Origin of the sequence: Massilia sp. CMS3.1 (genome assembly GCF_051262535.1) — a bacterium.
Classification (GTDB): Bacteria; Pseudomonadota; Gammaproteobacteria; order Burkholderiales; family Burkholderiaceae_D; genus Telluria.
The window spans coordinates 178,571-205,368 of record NZ_JBIMES010000008.1 but is presented as its reverse complement, the minus strand read 5'-3'; the positions used below and the strand labels follow the sequence as shown (position 1 = coordinate 205,368).

The window sequence follows — 26,798 nt, the reverse complement described above, 5'->3', positions numbered from 1 at the left end:
TTGCACATTGGCCGGACTGGTGATGCTCCTGGCAGGCGGCGCAGCGGCGCAGGCGCGACAGGAGGAACCGGTTGTCTCGATCGCCTTTGTCGGCGACATCCTGCTGGACGACACGCCGGGCAAAGTCATCAGGAGCGGGCGCGATCCATTCGCGCCGACGGCGTCCATTCTCGATGCCGCCGACATTCGTGTCGGCAACCTCGAGTGCGTGGTGGCCACCGGGGGCACGGCGGTACCGGACAAGCCCTTTACCTTTCGCGCGCACCCGCGCACCTTGCCGGTACTGAAGCGTCATTTCGACGCGCTCGCGCTGGCCAACAACCACTCGGGCGACTTTGGCCCGGGTGCCTTCCGCGAAATGCTCGATCGCCTTGATAAGCAGGGAATTGCCTATTTCGGCGGTGGACGCACGCTCGCTGCGGCCCACCGCCCCCTGATCATCGAGCGCAAGGGCCTGCGCGTAGCGCTGCTCAGTTATAACGAATTTTTTCCGCGCAGTTTCGAAGCCGATGCCGACAAGCCCGGCATCGCCTGGAGCGAGGACGAGCAGGTGCGCCTCGATATCGTCACTGCACGCAGTACTCACCGTGCCGACCTGGTCATTCCGGTCATGCACTGGGGCTGGGAGCACGAACCCCTGGCAAGCGAACGCCAGCGCCAGCTGGCGCGGGTGATGATCGATGCCGGCGCCGATGCCGTGGTGGGCGGGCATCCGCACGTCACCCAGGATGTCGAGCAATATCGTGGCAAGCCCATCATCTACAGCCTGGGTAATTTTCTGTTCGATGGTTTCAGCGATGCGGACAACAATACCGGGTGGATTCTGCGCCTCGAGCTGGATCGCCGGGGCGCTCGCGCGTGGCGCACTTTTCCTGTGAGCATCGATCAAGAGGGAACGCCGCGTCCGGCGCCAACACTCGGGGCGGCATGCTGGACCCGGGGACAGAGCGAAGCGGCGATCTGCAAGGGCGACTAAGCGCCCAAGTACGCGCCGGGTCCACCTGCCGGGTGTAATGTTTTTTTCACGATGCCGTTATGCAACACCAGCGCGGTAACGGCGGGACAGCCGTGTTTCATTCCGCTATAGTCGTGCGTTGCAGCAATTAATGGTGCCAAGTTGCAAGGCGCCGCTGCTGCTACCCAAGGTATTGCGTGGCACCTCTCACCGACATTGCGCATTGGCGCGCTCATATTTTTTCCCGTCTGCTGACGATCGTGCTCGTGCTCGGCGTCGGCACGGCCATTCCCAGCATTGCCCTCGCTGCCAAGCAAGGGCTGTGGTCGCTGATCGTTGTCGACATCATCGCCATCGGCTGGCTGTGCGCGGTCTGGCGCCTGCGCGGCTGGTCTTACCGGGTCCGCGTATTCAATTTCATCACGATCATGTTTCTGGTCTCGGCGGGCATGCTGGTGAACGTCGGCCAGGTCGCTCAGATCTACCTGATCGCGCCGCCCGTGTTCGCGGCAGTGCTGCTGGGACCGCGTCCGGCGCTCGGCGCGCTCGCCATCAGCGGCTTGCTGATCCTCGGCCTCTCCGTCGGCGGCCATGTCAAATCGGCGGTCGGTGTCCCGGCCGATCACTCCTTCGTGCCCTCGCTGATCATTGCGCTCAATTTCATGTTCATCGGCGCCCTGATCACGGTCTCCTGCAGCACCCTGCTGCAGAAGCTGGCAACCTCGCTGGGCGACCTGCACGGTGTCGCGCAGTCGCTCGAGGAAGGCAAGGACGCCTTGCACAGCCTGAACACCACCTTGCGCCTGAGCGCCGCCGCCGTTGCCCAGCTCAACGACATGGTCCTGATCGCGGCGACGACCGGTACGCCTGACGTGCGCTGGCCGATCATCTTCGCCAACGACGCCTTTGTGCGAGGCACCGGCTATGCCCGCGAAGCGGTGCTCGGACGCGGCATGATGATGTTCAGCGGCGCCGAGACCGACCCGGCCGTGGTGGCGCGGCTGGTCGACGCCATGCGCCGCGGCGAAGCGGCCAGCGCCGAGATCGTGGCCTATACCAGCGCCGGCACGCGTTGCTGGATCGACATCGAGATCGTGCCCTTTCTCGACGAAAGCGGCGCCCATACTCACTGGGTCATCGTCGCGCGCGACATCGGCGAACGCAAGAAAGCGGCCACAGCGATTCACCGGCTTGCGTATTACGACGTGCTGACCGACCTGCCGAACCGGCGCTTCCTGACCGAGCGGCTCGACGTGCTGCTGGCCGAGGCACAGGCCGGGCAGGACTGGGGCGCCGTCGTCTTCATCGACCTCGACCATTTCAAATACGTGAACGACGCCAGAGGCCACGCGACCGGCGACGCCCTGCTGCGCAGTGTGGCCGGGCGCCTGTCGAACCTGATGCAGGGCGACGACACGGTGGCGCGCATCGGCGGCGACGAGTTTGTCGTGCTGCTGCCGCGCATCGGCCATGACATCGGGAGCGCCATGACGGCCGCACTCGCGCGCGCCGAGGGCTTGCGCCATGCGCTGCTTGACGCGGTCGAGGTGGATGGCAACCGTTACAACGCGTCGGCCAGCCTGGGCGTGACGCTGCTGCCCCCTTCCGGACAAAGCGCGCACGACCTGCTGCGCGAGGCGGACACCGCGATGTACCACGCCAAGGCGCGCGGCCGCAACGGCGTCGTCCTGTTCGAAGCGACCATGCGCGCCGAGGTCGAGCAGCGCCTGACCCTGGAACGCGAGCTGGCCGGCGCCATCGAACGCGGCGAACTGGCGATGCACCTGCAACTGCAATGCGATGCCGCCGGCACGCCGATTGGGGCGGAAACGCTGATGCGCTGGCAACGCGCCGATGGCCGCTTCGTGCCGCCGGACGTGTTCATCCCGATCGCCGAAGCGAGCGGCCTCATCGTGCGGCTGGGACAATGGGCCCTGCACCAGACCTGCCTGGCCTGGCTGCGCCTGGACGCGGCAGGCCACCCGATGCCGCTGTCGGTGAACGTCAGCCCATTGCAATTCGGCCAGGCCGATTTCGTGGAGCAAGTCGGCACCGTGCTGGCGCAGACCGGGGTGCCCGCCAATGGGCTGATCCTGGAACTGACCGAGGGCCTCCTGATCAAGGACCGCGATGCGACGATCGCCCGCATGCATGCGCTGGCCGCGACCGGGATCCGCTTTTCGATCGACGATTTCGGCACCGGCTATTCGAACCTGGGTTACCTGAAACGCATGCCGCTGTACGAACTGAAGATCGACAAAAGTTTTATTCGCGATACGCCGGACGGCGCCGATGGCGACGCCATCGTCTGCTCGATCCTGGCGATGGCCGCGCACCTGCGCCTGCGCGTCGTGGCCGAAGGCGTCGAGACGCGCGCGCAGGCCGATTTCCTGGCTGCCAACGGCTGCCCGTCCATGCAGGGCTACCTGTTCGCGCGCCCGCAGCCACTGGACCAGGTGCTCACCAGGCTGGGCGTGGCCCCGGTGCTGGCGGCCTGAACGAACTCAGGCGCTCAAGCGTATTTCCAGGCGTTCGATCACTTGCTGCACGTCTTCCGGCGGTACGGGTGGACTGAAGTAATATCCCTGGCCGATGTGGCAGCCATGGGCGAGCAGCCAATTCATCTGCTCCCTGGTTTCCACCCCTTCGGCCACGATGGTCATTTTCAACGCGATCCCCATCGCGACGATCGCCTGGGTCAGCTTCTCCGCATTCGGATCCTGCAGCATGGTGCGGGTGAAGGACTGATCGATCTTGAGACACTGCAGGGGCAACTGGCGCAGGTAACTCAGCGAGGAGAAGCCCGTGCCGAAATCGTCCAGCGCGGTGGAAATGCCGCTCTCGTTCAGGGCCCGCAAGACGCTCTGGGTCTCGCCGAGTTCGCGCATGAAGCAGGACTCGGTCACCTCGATTTCCAGGGCGGCCGCCGGCACCTGGTATTCCGCCAATAAATCGCTCAGGTAGGTGACCAGGTTGGGCGACAGGATATCGGCGATCGACAGGTTGATCGCGATCGGCAGCTCCGTCAATCCGTGAGTGCGCCACCTGGCCTGCTCCGCGATCGCACTGCGCATCACCCAGCGGTCGATGCGGATGATCTGGTCGCTGTTCTCGGCGATCGGAATGAACGTGCCGGGGCTGCTTTGCCCGCGGGTCGGGTGATTCCATCGGACCAGCGCCTCGAGGCCGACCACTTTACGGCTGGTGAGATCGACCTTGGGTTGAAACACCAGCGACAACTGATTGCGCTCGACTGCCTCGTCCAGGTCGCGCTCGATCAGGTAAATGTCGCGCTGGTTCGCCGCCATGTCCAGCTCGAACATCACGCTGCGCCCGCGCCCCTGCGACTTGGCCTGGTAGAGCGCCAGGTCGGCGTGGCGCAGCAATTCGCTCACTGTCCGGCCGTGTCCGGGTGGGATCGCGATGCCCACGGAAACCCCCAGGCGAAACTGTTGTCCCTTGATGTCGAACGGCGCGGCGACCGACTGGTGCAGACGCTCGGCAAAGGTCAGGGCCGTGGCGGCATTCGGATGCGGGATCTGCAACAGCAGCATGAATTCGTCCCCACCCAGGCGCGCCAGCAGGTCGAATTCCCGCATCACCGCCTTCAGTCTCAGGCTCAACTGTTGCAGCACCAGGTCGCCCGTTTCATGGCCGTAGGTGTCGTTGATCTTCTTGAAATGGTCCAGGTCGAGCAGCATGAGCGCGGTGTTGTACTGGCCATCGTCCAGGCGCCGTGCTACCTCATCCTCCATGGCCCGGCGGTTATACAGGCCGGTCAGATGATCGTGGTGGGCACGCCAGTGCAGGGTCTCCTGCATCTTGCGGTTCACTTGCAGCTTGTTCACCTCGCTCAAAATCCGCAGCAGGTTCTGCAAGGCTTCGGCATCCGTCGGCTGCCAGGGAGTCGAATGGCCCTGCACCGACTGCTGCCAGACGGCGAAGGAGCGGCGCGGCTCGAGCCGAATCCGGCCGTTGGGAAGGGCGACCAGGTCCTTGACCGGTTCACCGCCCCAGCGCACTTGCTGCACCACTTCCTGGCGCGTCATGAAGCAAAAAATGATGTCTTCGTCATGGCGTTGCGCCAGCAACAGGCCTGCTGCTTCCGGCAGAAACAGGAGCGAATGTTTTTTGGACGTCAGCAGATCGTCCCACATGTGGACATGCGGGACGGGGTCCTGGATGTTCAGCCGCGACCCGACCTCGTCGAGTATCTGGTGGGTCGAGCCCTGGCGTTTTCCGGGTCCCGCGACACAGGAGAGCGTACCGATCTGCACGCCCAGCGCGCTCGCGCCGAATGCCGACAACAGCTGGGGCAGCCATAATTCGAGTACCGCGGGAATGTCGCCATCCAGGATCAAGGCTTGATGAAACTGGTTCAGCAAACGGTCGAGTGTCAGGCGCTGGCCTACCGCTTCCAGATGGCTCAAGGCATCGATGCGCATGTTGGCGATTTCCGCCAGCAGTTCAGCGATCTGGCGCATGCCGTCCCTGATCTGGTGCGGCGGCGTCCTGGGGTGGTGGTGATGACAGGCGATCAGCCCCCACAGCTTGCCGTCGCACACGATCGACAAGCTCATCGTGGCGCGCACGCCCATGTTCCGCATATACGACAGGTGTACATCGGACAGGCCACGCAGCATGCAGTGGCTTTGGTCGAGCGCTTCCCCATTTGGAAGCCGAGGGGGAACCAGCGCATCCATCGCCGCCTCGACATCGGCCAGCACGCGCAGCCTGTTGGTCAGGTAGAGCGTGCGCGCCTGGGCCGGAATGTCGGAGGCGGGGAAACGCAGTCCCAGGTATTTTTGCTCGACATCCTGGGCGGTGTGTTCGGCGACGACCTCGCCGCATCCATCGGCCATGAAACGGTAGATCATGACACGGTCGTAAGCGCTCACTTCCTGGATGACCTTCACGCACTCGCCGAAGAATGCGTCGAGCCCTTCTGCGCGGCGCAAGCGGGCAATCACTTCCGCGAAATCGGCAAAAATCTGGTTTTGCCGCTGCAACTCGTCCGCGCTGGCGTTGACGGGCAGCCATTCGAGCACCACCACGTCAGCGCTGCGGTGGCCGAGGCATTCCCACTGCAAGGCCGCAGGGGGTGGCGGCAGGGCGCAGGTCTGCTCGAAGCGGGGGCGCCAGGGCAGGACCACGCGATGCGATGCGGGCAAGGACGCGATATCGAGGGTAGCGGGCCCCTCCACGGCAGCAACCCAGTCGGACAGCGGCCTGGAGAGAAGCGCGGCAGGATCGGGCAATCCGGACCAATGCGTCACGATGCCGGCAGAGACTTGCACAATGCACCGCCGCGCGATGTCGACGACCATCACGAAACCATAGCCCTGCACCGTGCCCAGCAGATGGATGGGTTCCTCTGCACAGGACTTCTCCAGTTCTACCGGAATGGTATCGTCACGCACACCCGGGCTCATGCTCGAACTCCTCGTATCCAGCGCCCGCCTGCCAACCCGACCATTCCAACATGCCGAAACGCACCGAGCCCGTATCGAAGCCAACAGGGTTGAGACCTGCGCAATGGAAGTTGGTTCCAGGGCTGCGTTGACGGGTGCCGCCCGGGCCTTGAACCTTGCGCAGCCTGGCGCATGCTGAAAGTCCAATCCTTGCGCCTGGAGCTCATCATGAACGGGCAGCAGAATATCGAGTTGGTCCAGCAAGCCTGGGCTGCCTACGGGCGTGGCCGGATCGCGGCCTTCCGTGAGTTCATGGATGTCCAGGTCGCAGTCGAAGCGTTCCAGTGCTATCCGCTGACGGCGGGGGCGGCGGCAGGAACGCCAGCCCCGCATTGACATCAAGCCAGCACGATGCGGTTGCGGCCGGTTTCCTTCGCCTGGTAGAGCGCGCTGTCGGCGCGGCTGATGACCTCGGCGCATGGCTCACCGAGGTGGCGCGTGGCCAGCCCGGCCGAGAAACTGATGTGGCCGCCCTCGAGACCCGGCACCTTCATTGCGTGAACGCGCTCAGCCATGCGTTCCAGCGCGGCGCGCGCATCGTCAGGGGCAGTGTCCGGCAGCAGCAGCAGGAATTCCTCGCCGCCCCAGCGCGCCAGCACGTCGCTGCCGCGCAGCGATGCGCGCGCGGCCGCCGAGAAGCAGCGCAGCACGGCGTCGCCGGTGGCATGGCCATAGCGGTCGTTGACCTGTTTGAAGAAGTCGATGTCGAGCAAGGCGATGCAGGTGTCAAGCGCGCATCCCTGACGCCGCTCCTCGGCCTCCAGTACTTCGTTCATGTGGCGGCGGTTCACCAGCGAGGTGAGTTCGTCGACCGTCGCCAGGACCCGGATGGTGTCGAGTGCGTCGGACAGTTCGCGCTTCTGCTGCTTCAGGCGCGAGCGCAGCTTGCTCATCTCCCCGCTCAGGAGCGCCGTCGACATCAGCGCGCCGGCGAGGTAACCGAAGGTGACGGCTTCGGTCATCGGCGGAAAGCGCACCGGGTCATGCGCCTGCAGCCACCACATGGTCGCGCCCATGCCGAGGGTGGCGCAGGCAGAGAGCATGAGCGTCTGGCGCGGGCGCAGCGCGAACATGCAGAACACGATGATCACGACCGCCATGGTCAGCATGGCCGCGCGCAGCGGTCCGCTGATGGCGTAGGCCCAGATGGCGCAAGTGAGCGAGAACACCGCCTGCCCTACCGCCAGCTGGTCGGGCGCCAGCCTGAGGCGTGCGTTCGTACGGATCAGCACATAAAACGCCAGTGCGCCGTACGCGCCAAAGGTCATCAGGCCGTAGGCTGCGCCGGCATTGCTCAAGTTGTGCTCGACCTGCACCAGCAACAGGCCGATGCAGACCACATACAGGATGCAGGTCGCCGCCCAGTACTGCAGCATCCGGTGCAGGCCGGGATCGGTACTGCACAGCAGGACGGCAAGGTGCCGCAGCAGGCTCATCGCAAAGCCCCGCAGGTAGTCAATCGAATCGGGATCCCCGGCAAGGCAATCGGCCTGTGTTGAAGAATCTGATGCGTCATCGTGGTCGAATAGTGGCCGGCCGTCCCTGGGAGGACAGGTGCGCGCAGAAACGCGCGACGGCTCAGACTTTACCGAAGAGCCATGGGCAAGTCGAGGCATTTACGCCTGGAAACTAAACGCTGAGGCCTGCGTTGCCTTGTGACAACGAAGTTCCTTCCCTACGGCGCGAGCCGAAACGCGCAGCTTTGCTACAGTGATGAACAATCACTGATTACAAGGAACCCCGACATGAACATCCTGATGGTACTGACCTCGCACGACCGGCTGGGCGACACCGGCAAGAAAACCGGCTTCTGGCTCGAAGAATTCGCCGCGCCCTATTACACGCTCAAGGATGCCGGAGCGCAGCTGACGCTGGTGTCGCCCCAGGGCGGCCAGCCGCCGCTCGACCCGAAAAGCGATGAACCCGATGCCCAGACCGAAGCGACGGATCGCTTCAAGGCCGATCCGCAAGCGCAGGCGGCGCTGGCCGCCACCGGCAAGCTAGCCGATGTGTCGGCAAGCGATTTTGACGCCGTCTTCTATCCGGGCGGTCACGGTCCGCTCTGGGACCTGGCAGACGACCAGGCCTCGATTTCGCTGATCGAAGCCATGATCGCCGCCGGCAAGCCGGTCGCGGCCGTATGCCACGCCCCGGGTGTGCTGCGCCATGTGAAAGCTGCCGATGGCAAGCCGCTGGTGAGCGGCAAGAAAGTGACCGGCTTTACGAATACCGAGGAAGAAGCGGTCGGGCTAACGAAGGTCGTCCCCTTCCTGGTCGAAGATATGCTCAAGGAAAACGGTGGCATGTATTCAAAAGTGGGCGACTGGCAGCCGTATGCGGTCACCGATGGCTTGCTGGTCACCGGCCAGAATCCGGCATCGTCGGAAGTGGCGGCACAAGCGCTGCTCAAACTGCTGGCTTGAAGCACGTCCGCGAGCTTGACGGTTGAATGAACGACGCCACCTTCGGGTGGCGTTGTCGTTTCCAGCTGCGCCTGTTAGCGCAGCACTGCCAGCTTGGCTTTCTTTCCCTTGCGAAAGGTATAGATCGTCATTGCCGCGTTGTGCAAATCTCCCTTCGGATCGAAGGCGATGCTGCCGGTAACGCCCTCATGCTTGACGGCGGCCAGCGCCGGCAGGAACTTGGCCGGATCGCTTGAATTTGCCGTCTGCATCGCCTTGGCGAACACCATCACCGCATCGTAGGCGTAGGGCGCATAGGTCTGCAGCGGGATCTTGTAGCGTTGCTGGTAACGCTGGGTAAATGCATTCAGGCCTGCTTCCTGCGCAGCGCCGACGCCGCCCGCCACGACGCAGTACACCTTGTCGTCGACCAGCGCGTCGCCGGCCAGCAGCGGCATTTTTTCCGAACAGACGCCGTCGCCCGACACCAGTTTTGCGCGCAATCCGAGCGCCTTCATTTGTTTCAGCATCGGGCCGGCCACCGCGTCCATGCCGCCATAAAAAATCACGTCCGGATCGCGCGCGCGGATCTGGGTCAGGATCGCGTTGAAGTCAGTTGCCTTGTCGTTGGTAAACTGGCGGCTGACGACGCTGGCGCCCCCACCGGCCGCCTTGACGCCCTTGACGAACTGGTCGGCGAGGCCCTGGCCAAAGGCGGTGCGGTCGTCGATCACGGCGATCTTCTTCGCCTTCAACGTGCCGATCGAATAGGTGGCCAGCGTGCGCCCGACCAAATTGTCATTGGCGACCACGCGGAATGCTGTCTTAAAACCCTGGTTGGTGTAGAGCGGCGTGGTGGCGGCCGGCGAAATTTGCGGGATCCCGGCATTCGCGTAGATTTTCGAGGCCGGCACCGTCGTGCCCGAATTCAGGTGCCCGACCACGGCCGCGACATTGGCATCAACCAGCTTTTGCGCAACTGCCGTGCCGGTCTTCGGATCGGCGGCGTCGTCTTCGGGCTGCAAGACCCATTGCACCTTGCTGCCGCCGAGCAGGATGCCCTTTGCGTTGAGTTCGTCGATCGCCATGCGGGCGCCGTTTTCGATGTCCTTGCCCGCGTGGGCGCTGGGACCGGACAGCGGCGAGACGGTGCCGATTTTGACTTGCAAGACTTTGCCGGCGGGCTGGGCGTGTGCGAGCGCTGTTGCAAGGAGCAGCAGGGCGGCGGTAATCGAGGCGCTATGCATAGTGGGTTTCCGTGGTTTGAACAAAACGCCAACCCTCGGGTTGGCGTTGAGCGATATACAGGGGGATTCAACGATTGCGGGTCACCCTCCACACCGTGTTTGCCAAATCATCCGCGACAATCAAGGCCCCGCGCGGGTCGACAGTGACGCCCACTGGCCGCCCGCGCGTCTTCCCGTCGGCATCACGGAAACCAGTCACGAAGTCGACTGGCTCGCCGGCAGGACGCCCGTTGTTGAACGGCACGAAGATCACTTTATAGCCCACAGGATTTTCGCGGTTCCAACTGCCGTGCTCCCCAACGAATGCGCCATTGGCATACTTTTCACCCATTGCCGGCAGCGAAAAGTGCAATCCAAGCGCGGCGACGTGCGACCCCAGGCTGTAATCGGGCTTGATGGCGGCCGCGACCTTCTTCGGATTTTCCGGCTTGACCCGCGGATCGACGTTCTGCCCCCAATAGCTGTACGGCCAGCCGTAGAATCCGCCTTCGCGCACCGAGGTCAGGTAGTCAGGCACCAGATCCGGTCCCAGCTCATCACGTTCGTTGACCACTGACCACAACTGCCCGGTTTCCGGATGCATCGCCAAGGCCGTCGGATTGCGCAGGCCCGTCGCATAGGGCTTATGCGCGCCCGTCGCAGCGTCAATCTGCCATACCAAAGCCCGGTCCAGTTCAGCTTCCATGCCGCGCTCGGTGATATTGCTGTTCGAGCCGATACCTACGTACAGAAAGCGCCCATCGGGACTGATGGTCATTGCCTTCGTCCAATGATGATTGATCTCGGAAGGCAGCTTCGCGATGCTGACCGGCGGGGCGCCGGCCTTCGTCTGGCCGTCCTGATAATCGAAGCTGACCAACTCATCCTGGTTGGCCACGTACAGTTTGTTATTGGCAAACGCCAAGCCGTAGGGGGCATTCAGGTTGTCGGCAAAGACTGTTTTTACCTCGTACCGACCGTCGCCGTCAGCATCGCGCAGCAATGTCAGGCGATTGCCACCTTTGACCTGGGTATTGCCTTTCGCCTTGATGTAGCCGGCAATCACATCTTTCGGCTTGAGCTTGGCCGCGCTGCCGCCACGACCTTCCGCCACCAGGATGTCGCCATTCGGAAGCACCAGGGTCTGTCGCGGAATTTTCAACTCGGTCGCGATCGCCGTGACGCTATAACCCTCGGGCACTGTCGGTTTTTGATCACCCCACGCTACCGGCTCGGCAATCTTCATGCTGGGTAACAAACCACGTTGCGGCTCCGGCAGCTTGGGATCCGGTCCGTGTGCCAGGGTACTCCCTCCTTCGTCACTGCATGCGCCGAGCAGCAGCGTCATGCCAACCAATGTCAGTGCGCGTAACCGGTTCATTTCGCACCTCCCGAACCTGCGCTGAGTCCTACCCAGGCTGTCATGCAGATCAAGAGGAACACGATCGCCGATAAAATCAGCCCGGAGGGCATAACGGCCCAGGCGTCCTTTGCGTGCTGGAAGGCATTGACCAGGCCAAGCACCCAGGTCGCCAGCAGCGCCACGAAGTACACCAGTGGACGTCCCGCCTTGTGCTGTGCCCGCATCAGATTTACTAGCGAAAACAACAGGGCGAGCCCACTGAAGAGCAAGCCGCCGGCAATCAGCCATGACGCGAAGTTACTCCACTGGATTTGATAAGACTCGGAGTAGGCAATATCACTCAGCAATGCCCCGAGAAACAGGGGAACGGACCCGGCGAGCAAGATTGCATGAAGCGGGCCTGGCGGGCTCCGATATGTCGGGCTGGCCGTGGCGAAAGATGACATTAAACAGTCCTTGATGGTGATTTTGATATTCAAATCATATCAACCATAGCAAGGGCTTGTCGCATCGTTGATTCCAGAGGGACAGACGCAGTTCAAATAAAAAAAACGCCAACCCTCGGGTTGGCGTTTTTTATTACCGCAACTCAGGCAATCAAGCCGCCTGCTCCAGCGTCGGATAGTCGATATATCCTGCTTCGCCCGGCACATAGAAGGTCTGCGGATTCGGCGTATTGAACGGCGCGTTCAGTTTCAGGCGCTGCACCAGGTCCGGATTGGCGATGTAGGCGCGGCCAAACGCCACCGCATCGGCACGGCCCGACTCCACCGCATCGAGCGCCATCTGGCGGTCATAACCATTGTTGGCGATATACGTTCCCTTGAAGGCCTGGCGGGCCCAGGCGAAGTCGAAACCTGGCACGTCACGCGGGCCGCCGGTGGCGCCCTCGACGAAGTGGATGAAGGCGATGCCGCGCTTGTTCAACTCTTCGACCAGGTAACCGAACACGGCTTGCGGGTTGCTATCGGCCAGGTCGTTTGCCGGCGTCACCGGCGACAGGCGAATGCCGACGCGGCCGGCGCCGATTTCAGCCACGACTGCGTCCACCACTTCCAGAGCGAAGCGGGCGCGGTTCTCGATCGAGCCGCCGTATTCGTCCGTGCGCTTGTTGGCGCCGTCGCGCAGGAACTGGTCGATCAGGTAGCCGTTGGCGCCATGCAGTTCGATGCCGTCGAAGCCGGCGCGGATCGCATTCGCGGCGCCGCGGCGGTATTCGGCGACGATCTCCTTGATTTCTTCAAACGCAATGGCGCGCGGTTCCGGCGCCTCGACCTTGCCGGCGTGGGTGTAGGCCGTCACTTTCGGCGCCACGGCCGACGGGGCGATCGGCTGCGCGCCGCCGGTCAGGTTCGGGTGCGTCACGCGGCCGACGTGCCAGATCTGGGCGACGATCTTCGAGCCGGCATCGTGCACGGCCTGGGTGATCGGCTTCCAGCCTTCGACCTGCGCGTCCGAATAGATGCCCGGCGTGGCCATGTAGCCTTTGCCCAGGGGCGAGACCTGGGTGCCTTCGCTGATGATCAGGCCGGCGTTGCTGCGCTGACGATAGTATTCGATGTTCATCGGGCTGCCCGGCACGTCGCCGGCGGCCTCGTCGGCGCGGCTGCGGGTCAGCGGCGCCATGACGACACGGTTGGCAACCTCGATGTCGCCGATACGGGTGGGCTGAAAGAGCTGATGGGTCATGTTCGGTCCGTTTCTGTTCTGAAGAGATTGGAATTATTTGGGCCGCCGGTCGAGGAGCTTTCACGGAGTCATCGCCGGCGGCCACCACACCAACCACTATAGGTATTCCTGCGACTCATGACTAGACCGCACCAATGATATGATTTATTCCTGGCAGGAATGGATGAAAGCATTATGGATCGACTGCGTTTGATGGAAACCTTTGTCCGGGTGGTCGAAACCGGGAACTTTTCGGCCGTTGCACGCGAGGGGCGCAGCAGCCAGTCGGCCATCAGCAAGCAGGTGCAGGCGCTGGAAACCATGCTGGGCGCCAAGCTGCTGGTGCGCTCGACACGCAGCCACGCCCTGACCGAGGCCGGCAAGCGCTACTACGAGCGCTGCCGCCAGGTGCTCGACACGCTGGAAGAAGCGCGGGTCGAAATCCAGCGCACCGAAAACGAGATCTCGGGCGTACTGCGCGTGGCAGCGCCCGTCTCGTTCGGCCGCCTGCACATCGTGCCGCGTTTGAAAGCCTTCTTTGCGCGCTACCCGCAGCTGAAAGTTGACCTGCAACTGGACGACAGTTTCGTCGACCTGGTCGTGGGCGGCATCGACGTCGCCTTCCGGGTGGGCGAGCTGAAGGACAGCCGCCTGATCGCGCGCCGCATCGGCACCGCGCACCGGGCCGCCCTCGCCTCGCACGACTACCTCGCGCAGCACGGAGAGCCACAGCATCCCCAGGAGCTGCGCGGGCACCAGTGCATCGTCTATACGGGACTGGCCAACCTGAACGAGTGGAACTTCCAGGACGAGGATGGCGTCCAGCACACGGTGCGCGTCAACGGCCACCTGCAGTCGAACAGTTCGGAGGCGATCCGCCAGGCCGTGGTCGAAGGCCTGGGCATCTGCTACACGCCGCAGTGGGTGTATGGCGACGACATCCGGGCCGGACGCGTCAAACCGATCCTGACGCGCTACCGGCTGCCGCCGCTGCCGCTGAATGTCGTGTTCCAGCCGGCGCGCCGGCCTTCACTGAAGATCAGCCATTTCGTCTCGTTCTTCGCCGACGAATTTGCGCGCGATCCGGATATCTCGCCAATGCTGGCTACGGACGGGGCAGTCAAAAGCTGGGGTCAGGTCTGACATTCGGACACAAGCTCAACCATACTTTCCTACCTGTCCGCCGCCTGCCAGGGTCGGCCATGCTTGTATGCTTACAGATTGAAACTTTACTTACAGCCAGCTGGCAGCTTCCAGCTCTTTTAGCTGACACACTGTGGTGGAGCGAACAGAGCAAACCGAGGTTTCCCGATAGCCTTGTCCAATGATTGAATAATGGAGAAAAAATGAGAATTGCTAAACAACAAATAATGCGCATCGCCGCCGTCCTGGCCTTCACTGCCGCGTCCACTTCCGCCTTTGCCCAGAGTGCCGATTATCGCCGTGGTTACGACGACGGTTATGCCGCTGGCCAGGCTGCCGCCCGCGACGACCGTGGTGGCGGCTCGGACAGGAACCGTCTACGTATCTTGGAAGCCGACTATGGCGTGCGCGGTTCTACGTGCGACGCGCGCCGGTCGGTACGCGATGGAGTCGAACGCAATCGCGGTGCCGTCGTCGCCAATGACCAACTGTGTGGCGATTCCGCTCCCGGTAAGGTCAAACGCCTGAGCGTTGTGTACCGTTGTGGCGATAGCGAGCCGCTGAGGGTTGTCGCGCGCCAGGGCGAAACCCTGCGCTTAAGCTGCCGCCGCTGATCGAGTGAGTAAGGCCGGGGTCAGGTCTGACATTCAGACACAACCCCAACCATACTTCCAGACTTGCTGGCAGTCTAGCAATAGCTGCTCTTGAGAAAGCAACTCTTGGGAACTAATGCAGAGGACGTGTCCGAATGTCAGACCCCGGCTATGCTTGTTTGAATCTCAACATGGCACTTGCAAAGCGGCCGACATCGGCGCACGATGAGTTCGACTATGTGAGCCAACCGTAACGAGGAGACAAACCCATGATCAAGGTGAGCGTGATGTATCCAAACGGCCCGGACGCCCGTTTCGACGAGGTTTATTATCGGGACCAGCATATGCCCATGGTGAAAAGCTTGATGGGCGACTATTGCAAGTACTACGCAGTCGACAGGGCGGTTTCCACCGGCTTGCCTGACTCGAATGCGCCGTATATCGCGATGGGCCACCTGTTCTGCGATTCGGTCGATGCCTTCCAGGCTGGCTTCGGTCCGCATTCAACGGCCATCATGGCCGACATACCCAACTACACCAACCAGACGCCGGTGATTCAAATCAGCGAAGTGCTGGTTGGATAGGCTCAGCCGAATCGTTCGGCCGACATCTGACGCGACATAGAGACCGGGGTCACTGCCAACGCCCACGCCAGGTGGTTGGTAGCCCGAGATGGGTTTACCTGTAATAATGCGGCATTTACAGTGCCCTCCAAGGTGAGTCTCTTGCTTGTCGTTACCCTAAGGATATGATGTCCGCCTCCCCCCACAAGGCCAAATCGTTTGGCTCGCAGTCGATGCTCGAATCCGGAGTAGCTGGACTCGACGTCGTACTCGGCGGCGGCTTGCCTGCTGGCGGCCTGTATCTGATCCAGGGTCTGGCCGGAAGCGGCAAAACCACCCTGGCATGCCAGATTGGGTTCAGCCATGCCCGCCAGGGAAAAAAGGTGCTCGTCCTTACCTTGCTGGGTGAATCGCACGCCAAGATGATCAACCACTTTGCCAACTTCAGCTTCTTCGATGACGCGTTGATTGGCAAGGAACTCGTGTTCTTTTCGGCCTACACAAGCATCAAGAAGGGCCTGCGCGAGTTGCTTCATCTGATCGTCGAGACGATGGTGGAGGAGAAGCCACACATTCTCATCATCGACGGCTTCCGCTCGATACGCAACGGCAATGCCACTGACCTGGCGTTGACGGAGTTTATGCATTCCCTGAACTCGCTGGTGTCGTCCATGGGTTGCACCACCTTCCTGCTGTCGCCGGTCGAGGGCAATGTCACAGACAACGAAAACACCCTGGTAGACGGGGTGATCGAGCTTGGCCAGTATCGCCAGGGCATGGGCGTGATTCGCGAACTGCAAATTTTTAAAATTCGTGGGGCAAAACACCTGCTGGGCAAGCACGTATTTGAAGTGCGTGACGATGGCGTGGTCGTTTATCCGAGATTTGAAGCGATCGCAGCCAGCGCCAAGGCGCCACCTGCCGACGCCGGCCGCCGCAGTGTCGGCATCCCGAGTTGGGACGAACGCATCGGCGGCGGCGTTGTCGCGGGCTCGATTACCTGTCTGCTCGGCAGCCCCGGCGTTGGCAAAACCCTGATGGGGCTGCATTTCATCGGGGAGGGATTGAAGCACGGTGAAAACTGTCTGATCGTGGGCTTCCATGAGTCACCGGAAACCATCGTGCAAAAGGCGCATCGTATCGGCATCGAGCTCCAGCCCCATGTCGCCAGCGGCAAGCTGCAGCTGATGTGGCAGTTGCCGCTAGAAATCCTTATCGACGACCTCGCGTCGCGGATGCTTGCCTGTATTCGCGAGCACAAGGTCAGCCGATTGCTGATCGACGGCGTGGAAGGCCTTGCCAACCTGATCATGCATCCCGAACGTTCGCGCTCGTTCCTGGTCGCGCTGACCAATCATTTGCGGATGCACGGCGTCACGGTCTACATGACCGAGCAGCTGCACTATTTCCGGAGGCTCGCGCCGGCGGCCGAGCCTTCCTCGTCTTCACTGTACGAAAACATCATGTTGCTCGAATACTTTACCGTCGGCGATATCAATCACCGCCAGGTGTCCGTAATGAAGCTGCGCGAAAATGAGTATGACGGCGCTAACCGCCTGATGACAATTTCGCGTGAAGGAATGGTTGTCGGCGATGTATCGTCTTCGATTAGTGGCAAACGGCCCAACGCCGACTGCGACGTCGCCTAAGGACGGTGGCCCCTTGAACAAACGACTTCTGATCCTCGTGGTGGACGATGAGCCGGACATCACCGAGACCTACGCCATGTTCCTTGAGTTGTACGGGTACGAGGTTCTTACAGCCAACGATCCGGTTGAAGCACTCGAAGTAATGACCGCGCGCCTGCCAGACCTGATCATCTCGGATTGCATGATGCCGCATATGGATGGCGTCGAATTTTCGGTACGGGTAAAGGCCAACCCGGATTCGCGGCCGATTCCCATCATCCTGATGAGCGGTGCGCACGAGCTGCACAACCTGGGCAGCCCGACTTACGAACTTTTCCTGCGCAAACCGGTGTTGTTCGATCGTCTGATGCCAGAAATTCGCCGGTTATTGGGGTAGCCGACCTCATGGATGGCCACGATGACGATCTTCCTATGTTCCATCCTCGCGCTTCTCCTTGTTGGCTGGGTGCTCTACACAAACGCGAACGACCGCAAGACCTTCGAGAAGCAACTTGAAGAAGACCTCGCGGACGATCCTGACAAGTAGCACGCTGACGATGCGCCGTTCCCGCTTCACACCCATCCTCGCCACCGCCGCCGTGCTCATTGCCGGCAGCGCGCAGGCCCAAACCGACACCCGCCTCGTCGCGCTGATCAATGCGTATCGCGCCGCACCGGGCGACTGCGAGGGTGCCCGTCCCGCGCCGGTGCCTGGCCTGACATCGAATACGGCCCTGGGACGCGTGCGCATCGGCCCCGGCACCTTTCCAGAATCCGCACTCGAACGCGTCGGCTATCACGCGGCCCAGGTCGAGATCATCTACACCCGCGGCGCGCAAGAGGCAGCGGGCGTGATGGACGTGATCCGCCAGCCCTACTGCCGTGTACTGCTGAATGCAGCCTACAGCGATATCGGCGCCAGCCGCCAGGCAGACGAGTGGACGATCGTGCTGGCCCGGCCGCTGCTGGCGATCGCCCTGCCCGACCCAGGCGTGGTCGGACGCGACATCCTGGACGCCGTCAATGCCGCACGCGCGGTTCCCCGTACCTGCGGCGAGCGTGCCTTCGGCGCCGCCCAGCCGCTGGCCTGGGACGATGCCCTGGGCGCCGCGGCACTGGCGCATAGCCGCGACATGGCGGCCCGCCGGCATATGGCGCACCAGGGATCGGACAGCAGCGAAGTGGGGACGCGCGCCACGCGCGCCGGCTACAGCTGGAGACTCATCGGCGAAAACATCGCGGCGGGACAACCAACGCCCAGGGAAGCGGTGAACGGCTGGATCGACAGCCCGGGCCACTGCGCCAACCTGATGAACCCGGGCTTCACCGAGATGGGCGCGGGCTACGCCATCAGCCGGGCGCGCATGCCGGGCTTTGTCTACTGGACCCAGGTGTTCGGCGTGCGGCGATAAAAAAGCGCATCCGGCACGGGTGCCGAATGCGCTTCGTTTTCTCGCGGGCGTTACCGCCTTACCAGAAGATCACGCGCTGCTCCGGCGCCAGGTACATCTTGTCGCCCGGTTTCACGTCATAGACTTCGTAGAAGCCCGGGTGGTTGCGCATGCTGCCGTTGACGCGGAATTCCGACGGCGAGTGCGGGTCCGATTTCACCTGCGAGATCAGGGCGGCGTCGCGTGCCTTGCCGCGCCGGGCCTGGGCCAGGCCCATGAACAGGCGCTGCTCGGCGGTGAAGCCGTCGATCACGGGCGCCGGTTGGCTGTTCAGCGAAATTTTATACGCGCGGCTGGCCATGATGGCGCCGGCGTTGTCGGCGATGTTCTCGCCCAGCGTCAGCTCGCCGTTCACGTTATAGCCCGGCAGCGGGCTGTAGGCGCCGTACTGGGCGACCAGCACCTTGCCGCGCGCGGCGAATTTTTCCGCGTCCTCTTTCGTCCACCAGTTGCGCAGGTTGCCGTCGCCGTCGAACTGCGAACCCTTGTCGTCGAACGCATGGCTGATCTCGTGGCCGATCGAGATGCCGACCGCGCCGTAATTGACCGCCGGCTCGGCCTTGGCGTCGTACAGCGGATACTGCAGGCGCGCGGCAGGGAACACGACTTCGTTCAGCGCCGCGCTGTAGTAGGCGTTCACGGTCTGCGGCGACATGCTCCAGGCGGCGCGGTCGACTGGTTTACCGAGCTTGTCGATGCTGTAGTTGTGCGCGAATTCGCGCGCACGCATCACGTTGCCGACCAGGTCATTGCGGGCGATCTTGAGCGACGCGTAATCGCGCCACTTGTCCGGGTAGCCGATCTTCGCCTTCATCTTCGACAGTTTCAACTGGGCCTGCTTCTTCGTCTCGTCGGTCATCCAGTCGAGCCTCTGGATGCCTTCGCGGAAGGCGATCACGAAATTCTTGACCATCGCTTCGACCTGCTGCTTGCGCTCGGCCGGGAAGTGCTGTTCGACATACACCTTGCCGACCACTTCGCTCAAATCCCGGTTGACCTGGGCGATCGCGCGCTTCGCCAAGGGGCGGTTCACCTTCGTCCCCGCCAGCACGGCGCCGCGGAAGGCGAAGCTTTCGTCGACAAACGCCTGCGACAGGAAAGGCGCGTAGGCGCTCAGCAGGCGGAACTCGAAATACGCACGCCAGACTTCCAGCGGCGTCGCGGCGATGATCTTGTCCAGGCCAGCGACGAAACTCGGTTGGCTGACGACCAGCGAATCGACCTTGCCTGCCACGCCCAGACCCTTCATCCAGGCGTTCCAGTCGAAGCCCGGCGCCAGTTCCTTCACTTGCGCGAAGCTCATCTTGTTGTAGCCCTTGACCGGATCGCGGTTCTCGACGGCGCTCCACTGCGCGCGCGCGATCTGCGTTTCCAGCGCCACGATCTGCGCCGCTTCCTGCGCAGCATGCGCGTGGCCGGCCAGCGCCAGCATCTTCTCGATGTGGGCCTGGTACTTGGTGCGGATGTCCTTCAGGTGCGCGTCGTCCTGCAGGTAGTAGTCGCGGTTCGGCAGGCCCAGGCCCGACTGGCTGACGTCGACGATCATGCGCGCCGAATCCTTCTCGTCCTGGTGCACCGACATGTCGATCGGCGCGCCGGCGTCGATGCGCGAGAAATGCGCCGACAGTTGCGCAATGCCGCGCTTGTCCTTCAATGCCGCCACGCGCGCCAGTTCTGCCTTCAGGGGCGTCAGTCCCAGTGCGTTGCGCCGCGCCTCGTCGATGTAGCTGGTGTAGTAGTCGCCCATCTTCTGCGCGCTCGAGCCGGCGCGCGCGCCCTTCTCTGCAGCGGCCCCTTCGATAATCGTGCGCACCTGGTTTTCGACCCGGTCCTGGGCGTCGTTGAAGGCGCCCCAGCTCGCACGGTCCGACGGGATCTCGACGTCCTTGAGCCACTTGCCCTGGCTGTAGCGGAAGAAGTCGTCCTGTGCGCGCACGCCGGTGTCGATCGCGGCGACGTCGACGCCCGAGGCCGCCGCCGCAACGGTCACCGATGCCTTCGGGTGATCGTCGGAAGCCCCGGCGTGGGAGGCGACGGCGAACAGCCCCGCAATCAGGGTGCTGCACAAGCTGCGCGTCATGGTTGCTCCGTATGTCGATGTTGTCATCGAACGATCGTAATGGAAAAGACGGGTACTGCCAAGGATGAGCGGAGCAATCCCATGTGCACGGGTTTTCCCGCCACGCCTGTCAATACAGGCGTGGTCAGCGCCGGAAGATCCAGAGAATGAGCGAGATGACGATCGAGATGACGATGCAGGTGACGACGGGGAAGCTGAAACTGAAGCCCTCGCGCACGACGTGGATGTCGCCCGGCAGGCGGCCGAGGGGAAGCCGGCGCCGCCAGGGCCAGGCGAGACCGATGGCCGCGATGACGAGGCCGATGACGATCAGCGTGCGCTGCATGAGGCGCTTTCCGCAGGGTGAAGCTTGGGCGCGCGGAACGCGTATTGGCGGGTCATGGTCGGTCTCCTGTGGGCGCCGGATGCGCACCTGCATTCTGCCCCAGGTGGCGGCCCGGGCGGCGCGCAAAAGGGGCGCGCACAGGGCGTGCAAGGGGCGTGCAAGGGGTGCGTCGGGGTAGCGAACCGCGGTGCTATACTCGATTTACGCGACGATTGAATGCAGATGAATCGCGTCACGCTGATCTGGTTTCATTCGTGTTCCGCCCTCCGTTACGACGGTCGGTTGGCTGCCGTCGTGCGCAGTGCCCATGCCGGGTGTGCGCAGGCATCGGCGGACCCTGACAGGGCTCATCTGTATGCAATCGTCGGTCTTTCGCGTTTGCGCCCGGACCAGGCCGAATAGTGCCTGGCCGCGGGATCTCACATCATTCATGATTCACTATTGACAGGGGGTAGCATGCCAACAACCTGGATTATCACGGCCAATGCAGGCCGCGCACGGTTCTTCTCCGAAGACGGTCCAGCCGAACCGCTGAAGGAAATGGAAGACATGGTCAACAACGGTGCGCGCCTGCGCGCCAATGAAGCCGAGACCGACCGCCTCGGAACGATGGCGGCGGGCAAGAGCGGCCACAACATTGGCGGTGCGCAGGGCGGCGGGGCACATCACAACGCCAACGCCGGTGCGCCAAGCAGCCAGTACGAACCGAACCAGACGCCCGCCGAGCACGAAACCGAACTGTTTGCGAAGGACCTCTCGCAATACCTGCTCAAAGCCCAGCAGGAAGGCCGTTACCAGCAACTGGTGATCTCGGCCTCGCCGCAGTTCCTCGGTACCCTGCGCAATAACCTCGACTCGCACGTCAAGGCGGTGATCAAGCAGGAATTCAACAAGGACTACACGCAGGTTCCCGTCCACCAGCTGCGCGAACAGTTGCAGGCGGCACAGGCCAAGTCCGCAGAATAAACGAATCGGGGTCAGCCCCCGTCACGCCAATCCGCACAGGTTGGCGTTTTTTTTTCGCCTGCGCGGCAGGCGCCATGGCGCGCAAGGGCGATTCGTGCGGCCGCGTTCCTCGTTGCGCCCTACCATGGTGATATCGATGAACAAGGACACACCATGAACAAGCGATTGACCCCGACCCTGATCAAGGGAACGCTGCTGGCATCCGTCGTGCTGCTCGGCATGAAGGCCTGGGCGGCCAGCAATGAGGCGAACCCGCGCAGCGACCTGGCGACGATTCCCTCGCTCGACCTGCCGCGCTACCTCGGCGAATGGTACGAGATCGCGAAGTTCCCGAACCGGTTCCAGCGCAAGTGCGCCGGTTTTACCAAAGCCACCTATACCGCCCTGCCCGACGGCCGGGTGCAGGTCGAGAACCGCTGCCGCCTGGCCGATGGCGGTACCGACGTCGCCATCGGCGTTGCGCGCCAGGTCGGCGCCGCGAACTCGCCGCGTCTGAAGGTGCGCTTCGCGCCGGCGCTGCTGTCCTTTATCCCGATGGTCTGGGGCGACTACTGGGTCATCGACCTTGACCGCAACTACGGCCTGGCGGCCGTCAGCGAACCGGGCCGCGAGTACCTGTGGATCCTGTCGCGCACGCCGACGGTCAGCAAACCGGCGTACGACGCGCTGGTGGCGCGCCTGTCGGGCCAGGGACTCGATGTGCGCAAACTGGTGCGCACGCCCCAGGAATAAGCCGTGCACTGACAGCAGTGTGGATTCCGTTGCCTTGAAGCTACACATGCATGCAAATTCGCCTGCCGACAGCGATTAAAAAGACGTAATCATCAGGAAGTGCAAGAATGTATCGGGGTTTCCACGTGGAAACTTTGGAAGTTTAACATTTTTGCCACGTCTGGCTGTGTGGTAAGGCGCTCCATGAAACTGAATGACTTCAAGATTCGTACCCTCCTCCTTGCCGGCTTCGGCACCGTCCTGAGCCTGATGCTGGTGCTGGCCGGCGTTGGCGTCATCCAGATGAACAAGGCCGACGCCCTCACCATGCGCCTGACGGGCGAGAGCATGCACCGCGCCGACCACTTGCAGGAATGGCTGTCGGTGGTCGAGACGAACGCCGCACGCACGCTCGCCGCGGCCAAGCTGGCCAATCCGGCCGACGAAAAATTCTTCCTCGACGCGATGACGGTCTCCTCGAAACGCGCCGACGAATTGCAGGCTGCGATCAAGGGCAGCGTGGCGAGCGATCCGGCTGCCGGCGCACTGTTTTCCGATGTGGTGAAGGCACGGGAAGCGTATCGCGCAGCGCGCAAGACGGCGTTCAAGCACAAGGCCGATGGCCAGCTGGACGCTGCCTCGGCCTTTTTCGACAGCGATATGGTGCCGAAGGTGAATGCCTATGTCGGCAGCCTGCGCGCCCTGCTCGACCACCAGCAAAAGGCAGTGCTGGACGACACGGCCCGGATCGCCGACAGCTTTGCCTCGGGACGGCGCCTGCTGGTCGGTCTCGCCGCCGTGGCGCTACTGGCCGGCATCGGCTTCGCCTTCTTCATCGGCCGCGCGATCGCGGTACCCCTGCGCGAGGCGCTCGGCGTGGCCCAGACCGTGGCCACGGGCGACTTGCGCAGCCGCATCGTCCAAACGGGCACGGGCGAGACCGGCGCCCTGATGGGTGCGCTCAAGGATATGAACGACAACCTGGTCGGCATCGTCAGCCAGGTGCGCAGCGGCACCGCGACGATCGCCGACGCCGCCGACCAGATCACGGCCGGCAACCTGGAACTGTCCTCGCGCACCGAGCAGCAGGCCAGCGCGCTCGAAGAAACCGCCTCCTCGATGGAAGAACTGACCTCGACCGTACGCCAGAATGCCGAGCATGCACGCGAAGCGAATGCCCTGGCCCAGTCGGCCTCGACCGTTGCCGGCCGCGGCGGCGCAACGGTCGGCCGCGTCGTCGAGACGATGGACGCGATCACGGCAGCGTCGAAAAAGATCGTCGATATCATCGGCGTGATCGACAGCATCGCCTTCCAGACGAATATCCTGGCCCTGAATGCCGCGGTGGAAGCGGCGCGCGCAGGTGAGCAGGGGCGCGGCTTTGCCGTCGTCGCCTCCGAAGTGCGGGTGCTGGCCCAGCGTTCGGCCGGCGCCGCGAAGGAAATCAAGGCCCTGATCGGCGACTCGGCCGGCAAGGTCGAGGAAGGCAGCCGCCTGGTCGCCGACGCCGGCGCCACGATGACTGACATCGTCGACAGCATCGGCCGCGTCACTGCCATCGTGTCGGGCATCGCCCTGGCCAGCCAGGAGCAGTCGATCGGCATCGAACAGGTGAACGTGGCAATCGCGCAGATGGACCAGGTCACCCAGCAGAACGCGGCCCTGGTCGAGGAAGCGGCGGCTGCCTCCGCAGCACTGCGCGAACAGTCGCACGCGCTCTCTTCCCTGGTGTCGACCTTCCGCTTCGATGACGGCGCGTCGCGTGTTGCCGCGGCACCGGCGCCGGCTGTACGGCGCGCGCCGTCGCTGGCCTTGCGCCACGCCTGATCGGGTCTGCTTCCACCGGGGCCGCACCCGGGGCGATATACTCGCCCCTTTCCCTATCCGCCCTCTCCCATGAACTCCCTGCCACCCTGCCCCGCCTGCCACTCCGCCTTCACCTACGAGGACGGCACGAATCTGGTCTGCCCCGAATGCGGCCACGAATGGGCGGCGCACACCGGCGCCGGCCTGGATGCGGCGCGCGTCTACCGCGACGCGTCAGGCACCATCCTGCAGGACGGCGACACGGTCACCGTCATCAAGGACCTGAAACCGAAGGGCTCGGGCGGCGTCATCAAGCAGGGCACGAAGGTCAAGAATATCCGCCTGGTCGACAGCGACCACGACATCGATTGCAAGATCGAGGGCTTCGGGGCGATGAGCCTGAAGACGGAGTTCGTGCGCAAGGTCTGAACCCTGACGCTACGCGCTGCATCAACGAAAACACCAGCCCGCGGGCTGGTGTTTTTACTAAGGCCCTGCGCAAAGGCATCAGCGGCCAGTGGTGCCGGTCGTCGTGGTGCCGGTGCCGGTGCCCGACGTCCCCGAAGTCCCGCTCGTGCCGGAAGTACCCGAGGTGCCGCTGGTGCCGGAGGTGCCGCTCGATCCGCTGGTGTCCGACGTTCCGCCCGTGCCGGTACCCGTCGAACCGCCCGTGCCGCTTGCGCCGCTGCCCATCGAACCGCTGGTGCCCGTGGCGCCGGTCGTGCCGCTTTCCATCGTGCCGCTGGTGCCGCTGGCGCTGCCGCTACCGCTGGTGCCCATCGAACCGGTGCTCGATGCGCCGCTGGAGCTGCTGCCGCTCGCATCGCTGCTGCCGGACTTGCTCTTGTGTTTCTTCTGCTTTTTGCTCGAACTCGTGGTGCCGCTTGTCGAGCTGCCCGAGGTCTGGTCACCCGCTTGCGAGCCGGTCTGGCCCGACGCGCTGCCGCTCTGGTCGGTGGTGCTGGTGGTTTGTGCGCTCACGTTGAACGAGGTCGCCATGGCAGCGGCAACCGAGGCGCCCAGCAGGCCTTTCAATAATTTATGCATTTTCATATTCATCTCCGAATGGTTGGGGCTTAAAAAAAAGCTCAACAATATCAATGACATAATTGAGAGGGCCGAGTCTAGTGAGGTCGACGTGGGAGCAGCGCACGCTAGCCTGCCGGAAAAATATCCGGCATGGGTCAGGGTGCGGCAGTATCGCGTTCTGCCGCTCGTGCCGACAGCGTGCCGAGCGCGTCGTACAGCTCCAGTACATTGGCCTTGTCGTCCGGGTAAACGCGGTTCGACAGCAAGACGTAAAAGCTGCGCGAACCGGGATCGATCCACAGGACGCAGCCGGTGAACCCGGTGTGGCCGTAGCTGCCGAGCGGGAACAAAGCGCCGCGCGGACGCTGGGCGAAGGGCGAGTCGATGTCCATGCCCAGGCCGCGCAGCGCGGCGATGCCGGGCGGGGTCTGCACAGTCGTGAGCAGGCGCACGCTCTCGGACGACAGCACCCGCACGCCATCGAGTTCGCCCCCGCCAAGCAGCATGCGTGCGAAGCGGGCGACGTCGCCCACGGTGCTGAATACGCCCGCCGAGCCCGCCACGCCGCCGATGCGGCGCACGGTCGGATCGTGGACCTCGCCCTGCATGGACGCCCCGGCACCCAGGTCGCTGTGCGGTGCGGGTGCGGCCTTGTCGACCGGTGCCCTGTGCGTCGGCGCGATGCCTGCGGCCGCCATGCGGCGCAGCGGCAGGTAGCCGGTGTGCTTCATGCGTAAGGGGGCGAACAGGCGCTGGCGGGCAAAGGCGTCGAGTTCCATGCCGGACACGCGCCGCACGAGTTGGCCGAGCAGGATGTAGTTGATATCCGAATAGCGAAAGAAGGTTCCCGGCACGTCGGTCACCGTTTGCGCGCAGGCTTTGGCGTAGGCAGATTCGGCGCCGCGCCAGGCCGGTTTCGCGGGCAGTCCGGCGGCCAGGCCCGAGGTATGGGTCAGCAGGTGGCGAATCGTGATCGCGTCCTTGCCGCCGCCGGCGCAGCCCGGAAAATAATCGGCCAGCTTCGCGTCCAGGTCGAGCTTGCCGTCCTCGGCCAGCAGCAGGATCGACGGCGCCGTCGCCAGCACCTTGGAGAGCGAGGCGGCGTCGAAGACGGTGGCCGTCGTGACAGCCGGGGCGTCCGGTTCGTACGTAAGACGGCCATAGCCGCGTTGATGAACAGCGCCGCCTCGCTCTAGGTGAAACACCGCGCCCGGCAGGCGGCGCCCGGCGATTGCCTCCTCGATGGCGGCGTCGATGTGCGCCAGTTGCGCGCTGTCGAGGTGAAACGCCGTGTCTTGCAGATGCGGCAATGGGGTGCAGCCGGCGGCCAGCACGGCAAGGCCGGCGGTGGCGAGCGCGCCCTGGCGCTGGAGGCGGCGGAAGAATCGGGGTCGCATGGAGAATCCGGGCAGAAGGAG

24 protein-coding genes are annotated in these 26,798 nt (G+C 63.4%); 14 read left to right on the top strand and 10 right to left on the bottom strand.

Features of this window, described 5'->3' with window-relative positions; genetic code table 11:
- Positions 1-22: 22 nt before the first annotated feature.
- Together ACHAC9_RS14980 and ACHAC9_RS14975 are read left to right on the top strand one after the other, a co-directional pair.
- Positions 23-976, top strand: a complete 954-nt coding sequence (locus ACHAC9_RS14980; protein WP_435760892.1) for a CapA family protein — start codon at positions 23-25, stop codon at positions 974-976.
- Positions 977-1,152: 176 nt separating this feature from the next.
- On the top strand, positions 1,153-3,453 hold the full coding sequence (locus tag ACHAC9_RS14975; protein ID WP_435760819.1) for a putative bifunctional diguanylate cyclase/phosphodiesterase: 2,301 nt from the start codon (positions 1,153-1,155) through the stop codon (positions 3,451-3,453).
- Positions 3,454-3,459: 6 nt separating this feature from the next.
- On the opposite strand, the gene ACHAC9_RS14970 is transcribed toward ACHAC9_RS14975, so the two are convergent.
- Positions 3,460-6,387 (bottom strand): EAL domain-containing protein, encoded by a 2,928-nt coding sequence (locus ACHAC9_RS14970; protein ID WP_435760818.1) that lies wholly within the window; start codon positions 6,385-6,387, stop codon positions 3,460-3,462.
- Between the two features lie 171 nt (positions 6,388-6,558).
- On the opposite strand from ACHAC9_RS14970, the gene ACHAC9_RS14965 reads away from it, so the two are divergent.
- Positions 6,559-6,762, top strand: coding sequence for a hypothetical protein (locus ACHAC9_RS14965; RefSeq protein ID WP_435760817.1), 204 nt, complete (start codon positions 6,559-6,561; stop codon positions 6,760-6,762).
- Positions 6,763-6,764: 2 nt separating this feature from the next.
- Here ACHAC9_RS14965 and ACHAC9_RS14960 read toward each other — a convergent pair whose 3' ends face one another.
- Positions 6,765-7,862 carry a diguanylate cyclase gene (locus ACHAC9_RS14960; RefSeq protein ID WP_435760816.1) on the bottom strand — a complete coding sequence of 366 codons (1,098 nt, stop codon included), beginning with the start codon at positions 7,860-7,862 and terminating at the stop codon, positions 6,765-6,767.
- A 309-nt stretch (positions 7,863-8,171) separates the two neighbouring features.
- Here ACHAC9_RS14960 and ACHAC9_RS14955 point away from each other — a divergent pair, with 309 nt between their 5' ends.
- A complete protein-coding gene (locus ACHAC9_RS14955; RefSeq protein ID WP_435760814.1) occupies positions 8,172-8,849 on the top strand; it encodes a type 1 glutamine amidotransferase domain-containing protein in 678 nt (225 codons plus the stop codon).
- 74 nt (positions 8,850-8,923) lie between these two features.
- On the opposite strand, the gene ACHAC9_RS14950 is transcribed toward ACHAC9_RS14955, so the two are convergent.
- The 4 genes from ACHAC9_RS14950 to ACHAC9_RS14935 all read right to left on the bottom strand — a co-directional run bounded on the left by ACHAC9_RS14950 (position 8,924) and on the right by ACHAC9_RS14935 (position 13,106).
- Entirely contained in the window at positions 8,924-10,075 is a 1,152-nt protein-coding gene (locus ACHAC9_RS14950; RefSeq protein ID WP_435760813.1) for a branched-chain amino acid ABC transporter substrate-binding protein, read from the bottom strand.
- A 67-nt stretch (positions 10,076-10,142) separates the two neighbouring features.
- A complete protein-coding gene (locus tag ACHAC9_RS14945) occupies positions 10,143-11,402 on the bottom strand; it encodes a PQQ-dependent sugar dehydrogenase (RefSeq protein ID WP_435760890.1) in 1,260 nt (419 codons plus the stop codon).
- Positions 11,403-11,431: 29 nt separating this feature from the next.
- Positions 11,432-11,896: a DUF2231 domain-containing protein gene (locus ACHAC9_RS14940; RefSeq protein WP_435760811.1), complete on the bottom strand. Its 465-nt coding sequence runs from the start codon at positions 11,894-11,896 to the stop codon at positions 11,432-11,434.
- A gap of 118 nt (positions 11,897-12,014) precedes the next feature.
- Positions 12,015-13,106 (bottom strand): alkene reductase, encoded by a 1,092-nt coding sequence (locus tag ACHAC9_RS14935; protein ID WP_435760809.1) that lies wholly within the window; start codon positions 13,104-13,106, stop codon positions 12,015-12,017.
- A gap of 174 nt (positions 13,107-13,280) precedes the next feature.
- On the opposite strand from ACHAC9_RS14935, the gene ACHAC9_RS14930 reads away from it, so the two are divergent.
- The 6 genes from ACHAC9_RS14930 (at position 13,281) to ACHAC9_RS14905 (ending at position 18,424) form a co-directional block, all read left to right on the top strand.
- A complete protein-coding gene (locus ACHAC9_RS14930) occupies positions 13,281-14,228 on the top strand; it encodes a LysR family transcriptional regulator (RefSeq protein ID WP_435760808.1) in 948 nt (315 codons plus the stop codon).
- Between the two features lie 203 nt (positions 14,229-14,431).
- Entirely contained in the window at positions 14,432-14,842 is a 411-nt protein-coding gene (locus ACHAC9_RS14925; protein ID WP_435760806.1) for a hypothetical protein, read from the top strand.
- Positions 14,843-15,090: 248 nt separating this feature from the next.
- Complete coding sequence (locus ACHAC9_RS14920) at positions 15,091-15,405, top strand: EthD family reductase (protein WP_435760804.1); 315 nt, start codon at positions 15,091-15,093, stop codon at positions 15,403-15,405.
- A gap of 167 nt (positions 15,406-15,572) precedes the next feature.
- Positions 15,573-17,033, top strand: a complete 1,461-nt coding sequence (locus tag ACHAC9_RS14915) for an ATPase domain-containing protein (RefSeq protein WP_435760802.1) — start codon at positions 15,573-15,575, stop codon at positions 17,031-17,033.
- Between the two features lie 13 nt (positions 17,034-17,046).
- A complete protein-coding gene (locus ACHAC9_RS14910; protein WP_435760801.1) occupies positions 17,047-17,409 on the top strand; it encodes a response regulator in 363 nt (120 codons plus the stop codon).
- A 115-nt stretch (positions 17,410-17,524) separates the two neighbouring features.
- The gene (locus tag ACHAC9_RS14905) at positions 17,525-18,424 is read left to right on the top strand and encodes a CAP domain-containing protein (RefSeq protein WP_435760800.1); all 900 of its coding nucleotides are present in this window, start codon (positions 17,525-17,527) and stop codon (positions 18,422-18,424) included.
- 58 nt (positions 18,425-18,482) lie between these two features.
- Here the strand turns inward: ACHAC9_RS14905 and ACHAC9_RS14900 are convergent, their stop codons facing one another.
- Positions 18,483-20,543 (bottom strand): M13 family metallopeptidase, encoded by a 2,061-nt coding sequence (locus ACHAC9_RS14900; protein ID WP_435760799.1) that lies wholly within the window; start codon positions 20,541-20,543, stop codon positions 18,483-18,485.
- 124 nt (positions 20,544-20,667) lie between these two features.
- On the bottom strand, positions 20,668-20,868 hold the full coding sequence (locus ACHAC9_RS14895; protein WP_435760797.1) for a DUF2905 domain-containing protein: 201 nt from the start codon (positions 20,866-20,868) through the stop codon (positions 20,668-20,670).
- A 456-nt stretch (positions 20,869-21,324) separates the two neighbouring features.
- Between ACHAC9_RS14895 and ACHAC9_RS14890 the strand changes: the two genes are divergently transcribed.
- The 4 genes from ACHAC9_RS14890 (at position 21,325) to ACHAC9_RS14875 (ending at position 24,780) form a co-directional block, all read left to right on the top strand.
- Positions 21,325-21,834, top strand: coding sequence for a host attachment protein (locus ACHAC9_RS14890; RefSeq protein ID WP_435760796.1), 510 nt, complete (start codon positions 21,325-21,327; stop codon positions 21,832-21,834).
- Positions 21,835-21,987: 153 nt separating this feature from the next.
- Positions 21,988-22,566, top strand: coding sequence for a lipocalin family protein (locus tag ACHAC9_RS14885; RefSeq protein ID WP_435760795.1), 579 nt, complete (start codon positions 21,988-21,990; stop codon positions 22,564-22,566).
- Between the two features lie 183 nt (positions 22,567-22,749).
- Positions 22,750-24,372 carry a methyl-accepting chemotaxis protein gene (locus ACHAC9_RS14880; protein WP_435760794.1) on the top strand — a complete coding sequence of 541 codons (1,623 nt, stop codon included), beginning with the start codon at positions 22,750-22,752 and terminating at the stop codon, positions 24,370-24,372.
- Positions 24,373-24,441: 69 nt separating this feature from the next.
- On the top strand, positions 24,442-24,780 hold the full coding sequence (locus tag ACHAC9_RS14875; protein ID WP_435760793.1) for a zinc ribbon domain-containing protein YjdM: 339 nt from the start codon (positions 24,442-24,444) through the stop codon (positions 24,778-24,780).
- A 78-nt stretch (positions 24,781-24,858) separates the two neighbouring features.
- Here ACHAC9_RS14875 and ACHAC9_RS14870 read toward each other — a convergent pair whose 3' ends face one another.
- Positions 24,859-25,404, bottom strand: a complete 546-nt coding sequence (locus ACHAC9_RS14870) for a hypothetical protein (RefSeq protein WP_435760792.1) — start codon at positions 25,402-25,404, stop codon at positions 24,859-24,861.
- Positions 25,405-25,535: 131 nt separating this feature from the next.
- On the bottom strand, positions 25,536-26,777 hold the full coding sequence (locus ACHAC9_RS14865) for a serine hydrolase domain-containing protein (protein ID WP_435760791.1): 1,242 nt from the start codon (positions 26,775-26,777) through the stop codon (positions 25,536-25,538).
- Between the last annotated feature and the right edge of the window lie 21 nt (positions 26,778-26,798).